The sequence below is a fragment of the Mycetocola sp. Y442 genome (assembly GCF_056898615.1).
In genome coordinates this window covers 293,045-308,667 of record NZ_JBXHBV010000003.1, presented here as the reverse complement: position 1 = coordinate 308,667, position 15,623 = coordinate 293,045, and the positions used below count along the sequence as shown (strand labels likewise).

Below are 15,623 nucleotides of genomic sequence, written 5' to 3'. Positions count from 1 at the left end.
GGTCGCAGCCGGCGGCTCCCGGCGGCTGCGCTCAGACGCAGCGTGCAGGTACGACAACGTAGTCTTGACGTGTGTCCCGAGTAATCCGCCTAGCCGGTCCAGCCGCCCTTATCGCCGCGGCATTCGTGACGCTGATCGTTGCCCTGGCCTTCGGCGGCGGAGCGAACGCACGCCCCATCGGTGACCCGGGTGCGGTTGTCAGGTTCGGGCTGCCGATCGCGAAGATGCTCGTGAACCTCGGCGCCGCACTGACCCTCGGTCCGATCCTGCTCGCCCTGTTCGCCCTCTCCGCGAAGAAGGACGAGTACCACAAGGCCCTCGACATCGCGGCTGCCGGAGCAGCGTTGTACACGGTCGCCGCCGGAATGACCGGGTTCTTCACCTTCCTCAACGTCACGGGGACGGCGCTCAGCTTCGATGACCAGTTCGGGTCGAAGCTCGGCATGTTCTTCACCGATGTGGAACTCGGCCAGGCCTGGCTCGTGACCACCCTGATCGCTGCGACGCTCACCGTCCTGTGCTTCGCCGTGCGCGGCCAGACTCTCATGGTCTTCGTCGGGCTTCTCGCCGTGGTCTCGCTCGTGCCGATGGCCCAGCAGGGACACGCCGCCGGCAGCGCCGGCCACGACGCCGCCGTCAACGCGCTCGGGCTGCACCTGGTGTTCGCCGCTGTCTGGCTCGGTGGACTGGTCACGATCGTGCTGCTGCGAAACACCCTCGGCAGCGACAGGATCATCCCGGTGATGAAGCGGTACTCGACAATCGCGCTCGTCTCCTTTATCGTCGTGGCCGTCTCCGGCTACGCGAGCGCGGCACTCCGCGTCGGCACCTGGGACCAGTTGTTCACCCCGTACGGCATTCTCGTGCTCGCGAAGGTCGGGGCGCTCATCGTGCTCGGGGTATTAGGGGCACTGCAGCGGTCATGGCTGATCGGCAAGATGGCAGTGGCGGCCAACGCCGTCGGACGATACTTCTGGGTACTCGTGTCTGTCGAGCTGGCTTTCATGGGTATTGCGTCGGGCCTGGCGGCTGGACTCGCCCGGACCGCCACGCCGGTTCCCGAGGAACTCGGCGGGACGCCGACGGCGGCCGAGCTTCTCACCGGCGAACCCCTCCCTCCCGAGCTCACCGCCGAGCGGTACTTCACCGTGTGGAACATCGACCTGATCTGGCTGCTCATCTGCGCCTTCGGGATCTTCTTCTACCTCGCCGGCGTCGTGCGATTGCGCCGCCGCGGTGACAAGTGGCCGGTGCGTCGCGCCGTCTCCTGGGTGCTCGGCCTGCTCGTGCTGTTCTACCTCACCAACGGTGGCGTCGCGGCGTACCAGGACTACCTGTTCAGCGTGCACATGCTTGGCCACATGGGCCTGACAATGCTCGTGCCCGTGTTGCTCGTGCCCGGTGCGCCGATCACGCTGGCAATGAGGGCGATCAACAAGCGCACCGACGGTTCCCGGGGTCCCCGGGAGTGGATCCTGCTCGCGGTTCACTCCAAATACGCCGGGTTCATCACGAATCCCATCGTTGCGGCCGCGTTGTTCGTCGGTTCGCTCTGGGTGTTCTACTACTCGCCTCTGTTCCGCTGGGCGACGATGGACCACATCGGGCACGAGTGGATGATCGTCCACTTCCTGCTCACCGGGTACCTGTTCGTGCAGTCGATCATCGGCATCGATCCGGTTCCGGTTCGGCTGAGTTATCCGATGCGATTGCTGGTCCTGCTCGCGACCATGGCTGCCCACGCGTTCTTCGGACTCTCCATCATGTCCAATGTCGGCCTGTTCCTGCCTGACTGGTTCGGCGCGATGGGGCGCACCTGGGGAGATCCGCCGCTCATCGACCAGCAGAACGGGGGCGGCATCGCCTGGAGCATCGGCGAACTGCCCACCATTGCACTCGCCATCACCGTTGCCATCCAGTGGAGCCGCAGCGACGCCAAGGACGCGAAGCGCCTCGACCGGAACGCCGACCGGACCGGTGATGCCGAACTCAACGAGTACAACGAGCGGCTCGCGCGACTGGCGAAGGCCGATGCGGCTGACGCGGGTGCGGCCCCGGCGGGATCCGATGACGACCAGGTGGACGCGAGAGGCTCGGAGAGGTCCGACGCGGTCTCCGGCCAGGGAAGGCCGGGCACGTCCGCGTAGCGGGCCCCTGGCGCACCTCGGTACCGGCGGCGCGCGAGCGCCCGTCGCTCCCGCGAGCGGGCCGTGCGCGAGCGCATCAGTTCCGGTCGAGCGCATCAGTTGCGCGGGGTGTTCTCGACCGGAAGTGATGCTCTCGGCGAAAGGGGCAGCGCGGGTGCGGCCCTACGGGGCCGGCTCACCGGTGACGAGGGCCTGCATGGAGCCGTCGGACAGCAGGTAGATGTGCCCGTCCATCGTGAAGTCGACGTCGTCCTTGTGGTTGGTGATCGAGCCGTCGAACAGTGACTGGACGTTGACATCGATCTTCGCGGTGCCCGTTGTCGACGGAATGAGCCACGACTCGGCGCCGGCTTCAAGGGTGATCTCCGGGTACTCATCCATCGACCAGGTCGGTTCGCCGTCGACCCGGTCGTCGATCACGATGCCGAACGGGCAGCCGGTCGGCTGCAGGACCACCTGTTCTGCGCAGGTATCGAGGGAGGCGTTGACAGCCTCCTGTGCTTTTTCGACGAACTCCTCGGTCGGTCCGGCGGTGACCGCAGCCTCGTGCATGTCTGACGGCACATCGACGAGCACCTTTTCCTGCTCGGATTCAAGCAGTTCGGTCGAGGTCTCGAACGTGTAGTGCCCAGGCGTGAACACCTGCAGGTTGACGATGTTGTCGAACGCCGGCTTCTGCTCGGCCGGAGCGACCGCGCGAGTGTCGACGTCGAACCCGTTGACGGTGAACGCCGTGGCGTGCTCGACAGAGAGGTTCACGACTGCGACAGGGCTCACCTCGAACTTCCAAGTAGGAATGAGCGGGAACCGGGTGCCGTTGGGAGCGACAGTAAACGTTGACTCTCCATAAACGCCGTCGGCTTCGTAGGAGAACGTGACCTCGTGAATGCCGTCGCCGACCTCCTCGTCTGCGACCTCGGTAATCTCTTCGATCGAGCCAAGCGTCGCGCTCCGCAGCAACGCACCCGAGGCGGCCTCCGGCAGGCCGGCGGCTTTGAGATCGGCCTTGCTGATCTCGACACCGGGCATGGCGAGCGCTGCGGCGGCATCCTTTGCGGCGAGTTCCGACAGATAGGTGCCAACGAAGGCGCCCGGGCCGTACACGTCACGGTTGAGCGCGCCGATGGCGGCGAATGCCGAGCCAACGAGCAGCACACCCACAATCAGCCAGGTAACGAGCAACTGAGACTTCTCGTCCATTTTCCTGCGTTTGGGTGTTTCCTGACTGGCCGGGGGCACGGCCTGCTGCGGATAGGAGTCGTGCGGGGCATGGACCTGGCTCACCCCGCTATCCTATGCGGAAGCGGCACGTGCACGGGTGAGCGGCCGGGGCGCCGGATGCCGGTGTGGCGAGGCCTCGCGCCAGAGCCTGAGGAACGCCGCATACCATTGAGGTGCAGACGTAAGAAGTGAAGGCATCCGTGACCCAGACCAAACCGACGATCGAGCTGTCTCCCGAGCAGCGGTTCGTGTTCGACCTCATCGAGGGAACCCGGGAACACGTTTTCGTCACGGGGCGAGCGGGCACCGGTAAATCGACCCTGCTCAACCACCTGTCGTGGCAAACCGAGAAGCAGATCGTCATCTGCGCGCCGACGGGTGTCGCCGCGCTCAATGTGGGCGGCCAGACCATCCACTCCCTGTTCCGGCTTCCGATCGGGCTGATCGCCGATCACGACATTGACCAGAACGACGCGCTCAAGAAGCTGCTCAACACCATAGACACCCTCGTGATCGACGAGGTGTCCATGGTGAACGCCGATCTGATGGATGCCATCGACCGGAGCCTCCGGCAGGCACGGCAGCGGCGGCACGAACCGTTCGGCGGTGTGCAGCTCGTGTTGTTCGGGGACCCGTACCAGCTGGCACCGGTGCCCGGGCAGGGTGATGAGCGCAATTACATCGCCGATACCTACCGGTCGTTCTGGTTCTTCGACGCCAAGGTCTGGCAGGAGACGCCGCTCAAGGTCATCGAGCTCACCGAAATCCACCGGCAGGCCGACGCCGACTTCAAGCACATGCTCAACGCCGTACGGTTCGGGCAGGTCACGGCGGAGATCGCCGGCATCCTCAACAGCACGGGGGCGAGGACACCACCGGACGACGGAACGATCACTCTCGCGACGCGAAACGACATAGTCAATCGAATCAACGCCGCGGCGCTCGCCAAGCTGCCCGGGCGTGCGCTCAAGGCAGAGGCCGAGGTCAGCGGTGACTTCGGCAAGGCGTCATACCCGGCCGACGAGTCGCTCGAGCTCAAGGTCGGCGCGCAGGTCATGTTCCTGCGCAATGACTCGGGTGGTGGTGGCGAAGGCCAGCGCTGGGTCAACGGGACCATCGGAACGGTGACGAAGATCGACGTCAACGTGTTCGTCGAGGTCGACGGCGACATCTTCGAGGTCGAACCCGTCGTCTGGGAGAAGTACCGGTACAGCTACCTCGCGGCGACGAAGAAGCTCAAGAAGGAAATCGTCGCCGAATTCACCCAGTTTCCGCTGCGGCTCGCGTGGGCCGTCACGATCCACAAGTCGCAGGGCAAGACCTACAACAGCGCGATCGTAGATCTCGGCGACCGGGCATTCAGCCCTGGCCAGACCTACGTCGCGCTGAGCAGACTTACGTCACTCGACGGGCTGTACCTGACCAGGCCGTTGCGGCCGCGCGACATCATCGTCGACAAGGATGTCGAACGGTTCATGCGCGGCATCGAGCGCTGAGCGTCAGGCGCCCTTCTTCAACATCGCCTCACGGACCTCACGTCGCATCACCTTGCCGATGAGGGAACGGGGCAGGTCGTCGACGACGGTGATGCGCTTCGGGACCTTGTACGCGGTGAGTCCGTGACGGCAGAAGTCGCGAAGCCCGATCTCGTCGAAAACGGCGCCGGGCCTGAGCACGACGGCAGCGGCGACCTGCTCACCACCGGAGGGCAGCGGCAGTCCGACGACGGCGGCCTCCCGGACGTCGGGGTGGCTCATGAGCGCAACCTCGACCTCTGAGGGAGAAACATTGAACCCACCGGTGACGATCAGTTCCTTCACCCGGTCGACGACAGTGATGAAACCATCCTCTGACACCTCGACGATGTCGCCCGTGCGGAGCCAGTTATCCGAGTCGAGAACGGCCGCGGTCTCCGTCGGCCGGTTCCAGTACCCGGAGAACACCTGGGGCCCGCGGAGGAGGAGTTCGCCGGCTTCACCGGGTTCACGGTCGACCGACGGGTTCTCCGGGTCGACGACGCGGATCTCCGTGCTCGGGAATGGGACGCCGACAGTGCCAGGCCGCCGGGTGGGACCCATCGGGTTGCCGACGGCGACAGGCGACGTCTCGGTCATGCCGTAGCCCTCGACGAGCAGGCCTCCCGTCGACTCCTCCCACCGTTCGACGATGGATACCGGCAAGCTCATGGCGCCCGAGATCGAGTACCTGATCCCGGACAGGTCCACCTTCCGGCGCTCTGCTTCGCGCTCGAGCGCGTCGTAGATCGGTGGGACGGCGGGGAGGAAGGTGGCCGGATGCTTCGCGAAAGCGGAGAGGACGAGGTCGACATCGAACTTCGGGAAGAGCACAAGGCGTGCACCCATGCTCATGGCGAAGGTGAGGCAGAGGGTCATGCCGTAGGCGTGGAAGAGGGGGAGGACGCCGTAGAACACCTCTGCTCCCTCGCGGAGTCCAGGCACCCATGCGCGACCCTGTTCGGCGTTCGAGCGAAGGTTGAAGTGACTGAGCTGGGCCCCCTTCGGGGTTCCCGTCGTCCCGCTCGTGTACTGCAGCAGTGCCAGGTCGTGCACATCCGGGCGCGGGTGGCGCTTGCGCAGGGTGCCCTGCGAGACGAGGCGTGACCAGGTGGTGGTGCCGCGAGTGACGGTCCCACTCGTGAGGGCAGACCTCGAGGTGCGAGCCTTCTTGACGGGAAGGCGGAGGGCGAGCCTCGTCGACAAGGGCATCGACTTGGTGATGTCAACGGACACAACGGCGTCGATGGGAAGGTCGGCGGGGAACCCGGCAACGGTGTCGGTGACTTTGTCCCAGGCGATCACGACGCGCGCGCCGTGGTCTTCGAACTGGTGGCGGAGTTCACGCGCCGTGTAGAGCGGGTTGTGCTCGACAACCACGGCGCCGAGGCGGAGCGCCGCGTAGAACGCGATGACGTGCTCCGGGCAGTTGGGGAGCACGAGAGCGACCCGGTCGCCCTTCTTCACGCCGAGCCGCCGAAGTCCCTCGGCCGCGCGTCCGATCTCGGCGCCCAGTTCGCCGTATGTCATGCTCTTCCCGAAGAATTCGAGCGCGGGCTTCGACCGGAATCGCCTGACGGCATCCTCGATCATGTCGACAAGCGACCCCGTCGGCAGGGTGATTTCGTGCGGCACACCCGGCGCATAGGCATCAAGCCACGGCTTGTTTTCAAACGGATTCACACTTCTCCTCGGGTTGGAACTCACGCATCCTGGTACGGAAGCGGTCTCTACGCCACGCTCGCTGCCTTTGCACGCGAGAGGTCGAGAAAGAGATCTGTATTGAACTGGTACGCCACGCGAACTTCATCGATCACGCGCGACCGTTCGTCTTCCTCCCACGGCACAGCATCGAGCTGTTCGCGGTAGGTGTCCTTGAAACGTCTGGGTTCGGCGATGTCGCCGAACAGGTAAAACCCGACACCGTTGGTCTCGAAACCGAACTGGCGCTGCATGAGGGTGCGGATCACCTGGCCGCCCGAGAGGTCGCCGAGGTAACGGGTGTAGTGGTGGGCAACGAAGCCACCGGCCCAGACAGCGGCAACCTCACGGATGCGGGCAACGTACGCCACCGTCGTCGGGAGAGGGCTGATCTGGTCGCGCCATCCGTCACCGATGAGAAAACGCAGGTCTTCTTCGATCGCTGGAAGCCGTGTCAGCTTGTCTGAGATGAATGGGAGCGCCACCGGGTCGTTCTTCATGCGTTCCGTTGCGGCCTCCAGCGCTTCGTAGATGAAGTAATGCTGGGCCACGAGGGCTATGTAATCGTCGACCGTTCCCTTGCCGCTCATCAGGTCGCCCATGAAATCCGCGCCTTCGCTCTCGGAGTGACTCGTGCGAGTGCGCTCACGAAGCTCCTGCGAGAAGGGAATGACTGACATGAGGGACTCCGTCGTCGGCGGTTGCGTTGCTGTTGCTCACGGTGTGGGAAACGTCACGGTCAGCGTTATTCTATCGAAACCGACTGGGCAGAACGCTGAGTTCGGTCGCTGACTGGTAATGACGGCGCGAGCGTGTTATGGGATGGTCGCACGGCTAGTCGATGGCGGGTGCGAGCGGATGCCGAGTGGCAGCGAATCAGTGGTCGCGTGCGGGGACACCGAGTTTGGCGCACGCCGCCTCGTACAGGACAACGACCTCCCGGCGGATCTCGGGGCGTTCCGTGACCGGAGTCGACCAGGGAACCCGGGCCTCGCGCTCCACGCCGCCGACCCGCACGAGCCACGTTCCACCGTCTCCGTCGAGGCCCACCATCCTCGCCGCCGAGGCGTCCTGATCTACAAACGCCCTCGCGATGAGGAGGTTGTCGTCGGAATGATCGCTGTTCATGTGCCGGAGAACCGCGTCAACGACGCTCGAGTCGAAGTTGTGACCTGCCATGCCCTCATCACAGCCCACTGCCGCGTGAAAAGTCAATGTGGATACCACGGAACAGGCGGCAAACGCGAGGGCTGGTCCGGGTTCATCGCGACTCCCTAGGCTCGGGATGACCCGAAAGGCGGCATACGCAGTGATCCTTGGTTTCCACGCATCCCACGAACAAATCCACCCCGGTCGCTTGCTCGACTCGGTGATCCGGGCGGAAGAGGTGGGGTTTGGCGCCGCAATGTGCTCCGACCATTTCGCACCGTGGGGAACCGACCAGGGGCATTCCGGGTTCGCGTGGTCCTGGCTCGGTGCCGCGCTGCAGGCAACAAGCTTCAAGCTCGGTGTGGTCAACGCTCCTGGTCAGCGGTACCACCCGGCGATCATCGCGCAGGCTGTGGCGACGCTCGAAGCGATGTACCCGGGTCGGTTCTGGGCCGCGCTTGGCTCAGGCGAGAACGTCAACGAGCACATCACCGGGGATGGCTGGCCTCGAAAGAGCCTGCGAAACGACCGGCTGCGCGAGAGCGTCGATGTCATGCGGCAACTGCTCGCCGGAAACGAGGTCACCCACGATGGCCTGATCACAGTAGACCGGGCTCGCTTGTGGACACTGCCCGATGCTCCGCCTCCACTGCTTGGCGCTGCGACAAGCCCGGAAACCGCGGCCTTCGTCGCGCCGTGGTCTGACGGCCTCGCGACAGTGCTGCAGGAGCCGGACGCCCTCCGCCGCATCATCGACGCGTACCGCGGTGCCGGCGGTCGCGGGCCCGTCGTGCTCCAGGTGCACCTCAGCTATGCGGCCACAGACGACGAAGCGCTCGCCATCGCCCACACGCAGTGGCGGACCAACGTCTTCTCGGCACCGGTCAGCTGGGACCTCGACACTCCTGAAGCGTTCGACGAGGCAGCGCGCCACGTCAGGCCCGAGGATGTGCGGGGGAGTGTTCTGGTCTCATCGGATGCCGCGTGGCACGCGGCGAGGATCGCCGAGTTCGTAGACCTCGGCTTCGATGAGATCTACCTGCACCACGTCGGGACTGGGCAGGACCAGTTCCTCGATGTCTTCGGCGACCGCGTGCTCGGGCAGTTTGCATGAACGACATGAAGAAGACCGACACCGCCGATCTCTGGTGGAAGAACGCCGTCGTCTACTGTCTGGATGTCGAGACATTCCTGGACTGGAACAACGACGGCGTCGGAGACTTTGCCGGGCTCGCCCAACGCATCGACTACCTGGCCGAGTTGGGCGTGACGTGTTTGTGGCTGATGCCCTTCTATCCGACGCCTGACCGTGATGACGGGTACGACATCACTGACTTTTACGGGGTCGACTCGAGGCTTGGCCACCACGGCGACCTCGTCGAGGTTCTTCGCATGGCGAAGGACAGGGGCATGAGGGTGATCGCCGATCTCGTCGTCAATCACACGTCTGACCAGCATCCGTGGTTCAAGGCGTCCCGTTCGAGTGTGACCTCGCCGTACCGCGACTTCTATGTCTGGCGGAAGGACCTTCCCAAGAGCCAGCCGGAGACCGTCTTTCCCGGCGAAGAAACCGGAGTGTGGGAGCTGGACGAGAAGACGGGCGAGTACTACCTGCACAGGTTTTACCGTCACCAGCCCGACCTCAATGTCGAGAATCCCGCGGTGCGCGAAGAAATCGCCAAGATCATGGGGTTCTGGCTTGAGCTTGGACTCAGCGGGTTCCGCGTCGACGCCGTTCCTTTCTTTATTGAGGGAGATCCAGGGGCCGTTTCAGGAGATGAGTACGGAGACCCGCACGACTACCTCAAGTCGCTCAGGGCGTTCCTCGGCAGGCGGACGGGAGACGGCATCCTCCTCGGTGAGGTGAACCTCCCGCGCGAGGAGCAGCTCACGTATTTCGGAGGAGAAGCTTTCGATGAACTCACCATGCAGTTCGATTTCGTCGCCATGCAGAAGTTTTATCTCTCGCTCGCGCGGGAAGACGCGGCACCGCTCGCCGAAGCGCTGGCGAGCCGCCCGCAGCTCGGGCAACCCGCGCAGTGGGCGAACTTCCTCCGCAACCACGACGAGCTGACCCTCGACCAGCTCAGCGACGGCGAGCGTGACGAGGTCTTCACCGCGTTCGCTCCCGACGAGGACATGCGCGTGTTCGGTCGCGGCATCATCCGCCGGCTGCCAACGATGCTGAACGGTGACCCGCGACGTATACGGATGGCGTACAGCCTCCTCTTTTCGATGCCCGGCACGCCCGTGCTGTTCTACGGTGAAGAGATCGGTATGGGGGAGAACCTCGAGATCAGTGGGCGCGAGGCGGTTCGTTCGCCGATGCAGTGGACGCCCGAGCCGAACGGTGGCTTCTCGAACGCGAAACCGCGGCGGTTGACAGCGCCGGTGGTGGACGATGGCTACGGGCCACGGTTCGTCAACGTGGCGGAGCAACGCCACGAGCCGGACTCTTTGCTGAGTTTCATCAGGACGCTCATCAGGACCTACCGCAACTCCTCGGAGATCGGCTGGGGCGACTTTGAGGTGCTCGATCAGCCGAACAGAGCGGTAATGGCGCATGTCGTGAGTGCGTCGGAGGGCCGCATGGTCGCACTGCACAACTTCGGCCCGGATCCCGTGAGCCTCGAGCTCACCATTCCTGAAACGGCTGAAGGTACCCGGCTTGTCGACCTGCTCACCACCGGCGAAGTCACGCTCTCCGATGACGGTGCCGCTGAATTCGAACTTGGAGGCTACGGCTACCGGTGGCTTCGGGTGATCGAGCCGGGGAGCAGGCGCCTCTACTGACGGCGGCGCGCTCCGGCGATGTCTTGATCGCATAACGGATTGACTCCACCTGTCTTTGGCCTCTCAGAGGTGTGACCGCCGGTAGGTATGATCGCCCCTCGTTGAGCCATCGGGGGATGGATGAGAACTGTTCGATCCACAGGCGCGCGCTTTGCTGCGTTTGCTGTCGCAATGAGCCTCGTCGCGGCGCTCGTCGGGTGCGCGACCGGGCCGATGCAAACGCCGATCGATCTGCCGGAACAGGCAGCGGGTGATCTTCCCGCCGCGACGGTTGAACAGCTCAACGCGGCGCTCGCCGATTCAATGACGCTCGCTGCGGCATCCGGTGCCGTCGTCGGAGTCTGGGCCCCATGGTCGGGACACTGGACGGAGGCTGCAGGAACAGTGACGCCGGGCGGAGCACCGATGACGCTGGACATGCACTTCCGGATCGGTGGGAACACCAGGCCGATGACCTGCGATGTGCTGTTCGGCCTCGTCGATGCCGGAAAGATGTCGCTCGATGACGACGTCGCAGACTATCTTCCCGGTGTTGTCGGTGTGGACGGCAGGACCCTGGGACAGCTCTGTCGCAGCACGTCGGGCTTCGGCGCCTACCCGGTTCAACTGAAGCAGATGTTCGCGAGCAATCCGCAACGGCTCTGGACGCCCCTCGAGCTCGTCTCGCACGGCGTCTCCTACCCTGCCGTCGCCACACCGGGAACGACGTACTTCCCGTCGGAACCGAACTACGTACTTCTCGGACTCGCGCTCGAGGCGGCGACGCAGTCCAACATGGCCTCTCTCTACAACGACTACGTCTTTGAGCGGCTCGGCATGGAGAACAGCGGATACCCCGGCCCGCACGACCTGACCCTTCCCAAACCGTTCGCGACCGGCTGGGAAGGGCGCAGGCAACCGGACGGATCGTTCGCATGCGATGCACCGTATGACGAGTCCCGGCTGTCGAATTCCATGGTTTTCGCCGCTGGCGGCGTCGTGTCGACCCTCGGTGACCTGAAACGGTACGTGCAGGCCCTCGCGGTCGGCTCGCTCCGCGGCCAGGAAACGAAGGATGCCGCGTGGGAGACGATGCCGATGGAAGGGGCCCCGTCCTGGCAGTCGTACGGCCCGGGTGCCGTCCAGGTGGGACCGATGCGGGGCCAGTCCGGTTACATGCCCGGCCACATTTCCGCGATGCTCGCTGACCCGGAATCGGGTCTGACCGTTGTCGTGATGCTCAATAACTCGAGCGCTGGCGAGCAGTTCGCCCAAACGCTCGCCATGAAGCTGGCGGCCATTGCGTCGAAGGCCGCGCCGTCGGGCAAAGGGAGTCCGCCCGAGATCGGGCTGCCCTGGTCCGAGGAGCAGATGTCAGCACAGCTCGCCGCGGGTCGCGTGTGCTGACGCGGGCACCGTGCGTGGCCGTAACTCGACGGTCGGCGGCGGTTTTCCTCTCCCGGTGAGAGAGCGGCTCCGCTTAGTGTTGGGTCATGCCTATCGTCCCGGACACCAAGAACTGGACCTGGGTGCTTGCGCGCCCCTGCCCCGAGTGCGGTTTCGATGCGAGTGCCGTGCGGCTCGCCGACGTGCCGGCCATCATTCGCGAGAACACCGCGGCATGGCCCGCGGTGATGCGCGACGACCGGGTGCGGGTTCGTCCCGATGACAGCACGTGGTCACCGCTCGAGTACGCGGCTCACGTCAGGGATGTGTTCCGGATCTTCGCCTCGCGTCTCGCCGCGATGCTTTCCGACGACGATCCGCTGTTCGAGAACTGGGATCAGGATGCCACCGCAGTCGCGGAACGATACGCGGAACTCGATCCCGCTTTCGTGTCCGCTGAACTCGTCTCAGCGGGGAATCAGCTGGCCGACGCCTTCGAGGCGGTTCCCCGTGATGCGGCGTCCCGCACCGGTCGGCGCAGCGACGGCGCGGTATTCACCGTCGAGACGCTCGGACGTTATCTCGTCCACGATCCGATCCACCACCTGTGGGATGTGACCGCGCGACGCGTTGTCTGACCGCTTGCGGTTAACCGTGGACGATGAGCACAGGGCACGTCGCGTGTGCAACGCACGCGGTGCTCACCGACCCGACCAGCAGTCCGGTGAAGCCGCCGTAGCCGCGTGAACCGAGGACGAGCATCTCGGCGTCGGCGCAGTAGCGGATGAGCGTGCGGGCGGGAGGGCCGTTCAGGACCGTCTGGGTGAATCCATCGGGGCGGTCCTCTCCAAAAGCGGAGGTGACCGCGTCACCGAGGAGTTTCTCCACCTCTTTCTCCGGAGTCCAGCCCGACTCCGCCTGGTAGAAGTCGTAGAGGGAGTGGGCCTGCTGCCACACCGCGACAGCCTCGAGCGGGGCACCGAGCGCCTCCGCGAGCCGCCGCGCATGACGGAGTGCCTTGATCGACAGCTCTGAACCGTCGATTCCCACGACTATCGGGCGGGGTCGGGTTGCAGTGGGGTCGGCCGATGGTGTGGATTCGCTGTCGCTCATGTAAGCAGTATTCTCCGTTCGACCGGGAAACGTTAGGGCCGGTGGCCCAGGAACCCTCAGCGCCGGTCGGTGGACCCGCTGGAAATCCCGACGAGCCTCTCGCTCTTGTCCCACAGCTCGGCGGCCAGCGCCTCGTCGTATGCGAGCGGATTCGCCTTGGCGATCCGGCGCTTCGCGTAGTACGCGCCGGAGACCCAGTCGACACCGGGGGTCGACTGCGCGAGCCAGACCAGAGTGTCTGCGCCCTGTTCGGGCGAGATCAGCAGGAACCGGAAAACGCTGCGGTAGATGTGGCGCATCGCGGTCGTCGAGCCTGTGGCGAAGCTCGTCGCGACGACACCGGGGTGAAACGCTGCTGTCGAGATTCCCGAATCGGAGAAGCGCCTGTTCAGCTCTGCGGTGAAGAGGATGTTCGCGAGTTTCGCGTTTCCGTACGCCCGGTTCTCCGAGTACCCGTGTATCAGGTTGAGGTCGTCGATGTCGAACTTCGCGAATCGGGTGTTGGCGATGCTCGAGGTGTTGATGATGCGCGCTTTGCTTTCGATCAGGCGGTCCATCAGCAGGTGGGTGAGGAGGAAGGGCGCGAGGTGGTTGACCTGGAAGGTCGTCTCATTTCCGTCGACGGTGAGCTGCCGTGGCCCGAAGATGCCGCCAGCGTTATTGGCAAGAACGTCGATCCGTTCGTAGTTATCGCGGAGGTCCTCTGCCAGCTTTCTGACATCGTCGAGTTTCGAGAAATCAGCGGTGAAGGATGCCACCTTCAGAGCGTTGGCCACCGCCTTCGTTTTCTCCGGCGACCTGCCGACCACGATGACCGTGTCGCCCGCCTCGTGCAGGCGACGGGCGGCCTCAGCTCCGATGCCGTCACTCGCTCCGGTGATGACGACTGTTCGTGCGGTCATGCTGCCTCGATTCCTGTTGGGCGCGTGCCCGGCGTGCCGTCGGCTCTCGTGCCGGCGTGCTCCTCGAGCAGCCTATGCCGAACCGGGGTCTCACTCCGTGGGTTGACAGGAACCGTCCCTGGTTAACACCACAGCGCCGTCCGCAACCAATCAAAAGGCTGTAGCGGCGTATCTGTGACGCGGATAGCCTGACCGGATGACCACGATGATGAGGGGTGCGGTGATGAGCGGGCTCCGACCCTGCCAGGGAGGTGCGCGGCTGTGAGTGATCCGTCAGCGGCTGATCCCGCCCTCATCGGTCCGACCAGCCCGGCTCGGCTGCACGTCATGTGCTGGAACATCCGCAGGCCTTTTCCGCATCTGGCGCGACGGCATCCTGACCGGTGGGAAGACCGCAAATGGCTCGCGGTCCGCCTGCTGGCGAGCGAGCAACCCTCGGTGATCGGGATGCAGGAGGTCATGCCAGACCAGTTGCACTTTCTGCGGGCGGCCTTTGGGCCGTTCTGGCAGTGGGTGGGGTACGGCAGGAATGCCGACCACGGGGGCGAACACATTCCCATTTTCTTCGACTCCGAGCGGCTAAGGCTGCAGTCGTGGAAGCAGTTCGCGCTCTCGGACACCCCGGAGGTGCCTGGCTCACGATCGTGGGGAAATTTGGTCCCGCGAGTGGCGGTTGTCGCCGATTTCGTGGACCTCGCCACCGGGCTGCCGATACGGCTGATCAACACCCACTTCGATCACTACTCGCGTAAATCCCGTGAGCGGTCAGCGCGCATGGTGAGTGAGCTGGCGGCCCAGGCACCCGCCGCCGCGATTGTCATGGGTGACATGAACACGACACCCCGGTCGCTGCCGTATCGGTACATGACGCGAGATGGCGCACTCCAGGACAGCTGGGTGGTCGCCGAGCGCCGCCTCACGGAGGCGTGGGTGACGTACTCGGGATACCGTCCGCCACGGCGGGGAGGCAAGCGCATCGATTGGATACTCGTCAACGACGCTGTCGCCGTTGAGTCTGTGGCCATCAACGCTGTCCGTTATTCCGGCGCAGCGGCATCCGACCACGAACCAATCCAGGCAGTGCTGCGGATGAGGAGGAGAAGAGAGAGTGCCCCACGCGACACTGTTTCATCATCGGCTGGTTGAGAATTTCCTCCGGCCAGCTCGTACCACGGGAGAGCATGCCGCCGATCTCCTCCGGGTTATCGGGCTGGTAAGCCTGGTCGTCGTGGCCTTCGGTTGGGGCTTTGTAGCCATGGCGGTGTTTGCGCTGTCGATGCTCGGCGTGGTTCTGCCGCGGTTCCTCGGCGCGCGAGCAACCCTCGATGTCGCGGTCTGCGTCGCCGTTCTCGTGGCGGCCTGGAGCGCTGTGCTCCAGCTCTACCAGGCGATTGCGTGGTGGGACATCGTTGTCCACTGCGCCCTTAACGGGCTGATCGCGGCTGTGGCCTGGGTGCTCTGCACGCAGCTCGGGGTTTCGCTTGTCGAGGCGGAGTCGAGGTATCGGTTCGTGCTCACGGTCAGCCTGACGACGGCGTTCGGTCTTGCGCTCGGGGCGGTGTGGGAGATGTGGGAGTGGTTCGGCCACACTTACCTCGACGAAACCATCTACGTGTCGTACACCGACACCGTCGGGGATATCGCCGCTGGCGGTGTTGGTTCGCTGATCGCGGGCTGTTCAATGCGCTTTCTCGCGGGGGCGAATCGAGGCGGATGAC

The 15,623-nt window shown here is 64.7% G+C and carries 14 protein-coding genes; 8 read left to right on the top strand and 6 right to left on the bottom strand.

Annotated features, from left to right (window positions below; genetic code table 11):
* Positions 1 to 71: 71 nt before the first annotated feature.
* Positions 72 to 2,147 (top strand): bifunctional copper resistance protein CopD/cytochrome c oxidase assembly protein, encoded by a 2,076-nt coding sequence (locus AC1X6S_RS13000; protein ID WP_483406178.1) that lies wholly within the window; start codon positions 72 to 74, stop codon positions 2,145 to 2,147.
* A 162-nt stretch (positions 2,148 to 2,309) separates the two neighbouring features.
* Here the strand turns inward: AC1X6S_RS13000 and AC1X6S_RS12995 are convergent, their stop codons facing one another.
* On the bottom strand, positions 2,310 to 3,347 hold the full coding sequence (locus AC1X6S_RS12995) for a hypothetical protein (protein WP_483406177.1): 1,038 nt from the start codon (positions 3,345 to 3,347) through the stop codon (positions 2,310 to 2,312).
* A gap of 221 nt (positions 3,348 to 3,568) precedes the next feature.
* Between AC1X6S_RS12995 and AC1X6S_RS12990 the strand changes: the two genes are divergently transcribed.
* A complete protein-coding gene (locus tag AC1X6S_RS12990) occupies positions 3,569 to 4,864 on the top strand; it encodes an ATP-dependent DNA helicase (protein WP_483406176.1) in 1,296 nt (431 codons plus the stop codon).
* A gap of 3 nt (positions 4,865 to 4,867) precedes the next feature.
* Here the strand turns inward: AC1X6S_RS12990 and AC1X6S_RS12985 are convergent, their stop codons facing one another.
* The 3 genes from AC1X6S_RS12985 to AC1X6S_RS12975 form a co-directional block, all read right to left on the bottom strand.
* A complete protein-coding gene (locus AC1X6S_RS12985) occupies positions 4,868 to 6,565 on the bottom strand; it encodes a long-chain-fatty-acid--CoA ligase (protein WP_483406175.1) in 1,698 nt (565 codons plus the stop codon).
* 47 nt (positions 6,566 to 6,612) lie between these two features.
* On the bottom strand, positions 6,613 to 7,263 hold the full coding sequence (locus AC1X6S_RS12980; protein ID WP_483406174.1) for a biliverdin-producing heme oxygenase: 651 nt from the start codon (positions 7,261 to 7,263) through the stop codon (positions 6,613 to 6,615).
* Positions 7,264 to 7,459: 196 nt separating this feature from the next.
* Positions 7,460 to 7,762 (bottom strand): DUF2470 domain-containing protein, encoded by a 303-nt coding sequence (locus AC1X6S_RS12975; RefSeq protein ID WP_483406173.1) that lies wholly within the window; start codon positions 7,760 to 7,762, stop codon positions 7,460 to 7,462.
* Between the two features lie 106 nt (positions 7,763 to 7,868).
* Between AC1X6S_RS12975 and AC1X6S_RS12970 the strand changes: the two genes are divergently transcribed.
* The 4 genes from AC1X6S_RS12970 (at position 7,869) to AC1X6S_RS12955 (ending at position 12,528) form a co-directional block, all read left to right on the top strand.
* The gene (locus tag AC1X6S_RS12970) at positions 7,869 to 8,846 is read left to right on the top strand and encodes a TIGR03885 family FMN-dependent LLM class oxidoreductase (RefSeq protein WP_483406172.1); all 978 of its coding nucleotides are present in this window, start codon (positions 7,869 to 7,871) and stop codon (positions 8,844 to 8,846) included.
* Positions 8,847 to 8,851: 5 nt separating this feature from the next.
* Positions 8,852 to 10,525 (top strand): alpha-amylase family protein, encoded by a 1,674-nt coding sequence (locus tag AC1X6S_RS12965; protein WP_483406171.1) that lies wholly within the window; start codon positions 8,852 to 8,854, stop codon positions 10,523 to 10,525.
* Between the two features lie 171 nt (positions 10,526 to 10,696).
* Positions 10,697 to 11,911 (top strand): serine hydrolase domain-containing protein, encoded by a 1,215-nt coding sequence (locus AC1X6S_RS12960; protein WP_483406170.1) that lies wholly within the window; start codon positions 10,697 to 10,699, stop codon positions 11,909 to 11,911.
* A gap of 86 nt (positions 11,912 to 11,997) precedes the next feature.
* Positions 11,998 to 12,528 (top strand): DinB family protein, encoded by a 531-nt coding sequence (locus AC1X6S_RS12955; protein ID WP_483406169.1) that lies wholly within the window; start codon positions 11,998 to 12,000, stop codon positions 12,526 to 12,528.
* 10 nt (positions 12,529 to 12,538) lie between these two features.
* On the opposite strand, the gene AC1X6S_RS12950 is transcribed toward AC1X6S_RS12955, so the two are convergent.
* Together AC1X6S_RS12950 and AC1X6S_RS12945 are read right to left on the bottom strand one after the other, a co-directional pair.
* The gene (locus AC1X6S_RS12950; protein ID WP_483406168.1) at positions 12,539 to 13,003 is read right to left on the bottom strand and encodes a universal stress protein; all 465 of its coding nucleotides are present in this window, start codon (positions 13,001 to 13,003) and stop codon (positions 12,539 to 12,541) included.
* Between the two features lie 56 nt (positions 13,004 to 13,059).
* Positions 13,060 to 13,905 carry an SDR family oxidoreductase gene (locus AC1X6S_RS12945; protein WP_483406167.1) on the bottom strand — a complete coding sequence of 282 codons (846 nt, stop codon included), beginning with the start codon at positions 13,903 to 13,905 and terminating at the stop codon, positions 13,060 to 13,062.
* Between the two features lie 261 nt (positions 13,906 to 14,166).
* Between AC1X6S_RS12945 and AC1X6S_RS12940 the strand changes: the two genes are divergently transcribed.
* Together AC1X6S_RS12940 and AC1X6S_RS12935 are read left to right on the top strand one after the other, a co-directional pair.
* Positions 14,167 to 15,051: an endonuclease/exonuclease/phosphatase family protein gene (locus AC1X6S_RS12940; RefSeq protein WP_483406166.1), complete on the top strand. Its 885-nt coding sequence runs from the start codon at positions 14,167 to 14,169 to the stop codon at positions 15,049 to 15,051.
* Positions 15,014 to 15,622 carry a DUF2238 domain-containing protein gene (locus tag AC1X6S_RS12935; RefSeq protein WP_483406165.1) on the top strand — a complete coding sequence of 203 codons (609 nt, stop codon included), beginning with the start codon at positions 15,014 to 15,016 and terminating at the stop codon, positions 15,620 to 15,622. The genes AC1X6S_RS12940 and AC1X6S_RS12935 overlap by 38 nt, the downstream gene beginning before the upstream one ends.
* The last annotated feature ends 1 nt before the right edge of the window (position 15,623 follow it).

What these genes read in the sequence shown, in the direction of transcription:
- AC1X6S_RS12975 (WP_483406173.1), bottom strand. Translation starts at nt 7,762, where the DNA reads ATGGCAGGTCACAACTTCGACTCGAGCGTCGTTGACGCGGTTCTCCGG.
- AC1X6S_RS12950 (WP_483406168.1), bottom strand. Translation starts at nt 13,003, where the DNA reads ATGAGCGACAGCGAATCCACACCATCGGCCGACCCCACTGCAACCCGA.
- AC1X6S_RS12995 (WP_483406177.1), bottom strand. Translation starts at nt 3,347, where the DNA reads ATGGACGAGAAGTCTCAGTTGCTCGTTACCTGGCTGATTGTGGGTGTG.
- AC1X6S_RS12970 (WP_483406172.1), top strand. Translation starts at nt 7,869, where the DNA reads ATGACCCGAAAGGCGGCATACGCAGTGATCCTTGGTTTCCACGCATCC.
- AC1X6S_RS12980 (WP_483406174.1), bottom strand. Translation starts at nt 7,263, where the DNA reads ATGTCAGTCATTCCCTTCTCGCAGGAGCTTCGTGAGCGCACTCGCACG.
- AC1X6S_RS12965 (WP_483406171.1), top strand. Translation starts at nt 8,852, where the DNA reads ATGAAGAAGACCGACACCGCCGATCTCTGGTGGAAGAACGCCGTCGTC.
- AC1X6S_RS12960 (WP_483406170.1), top strand. Translation starts at nt 10,697, where the DNA reads ATGAGCCTCGTCGCGGCGCTCGTCGGGTGCGCGACCGGGCCGATGCAA.
- AC1X6S_RS12945 (WP_483406167.1), bottom strand. Translation starts at nt 13,905, where the DNA reads ATGACCGCACGAACAGTCGTCATCACCGGAGCGAGTGACGGCATCGGA.
- AC1X6S_RS12955 (WP_483406169.1), top strand. Translation starts at nt 11,998, where the DNA reads ATGCCTATCGTCCCGGACACCAAGAACTGGACCTGGGTGCTTGCGCGC.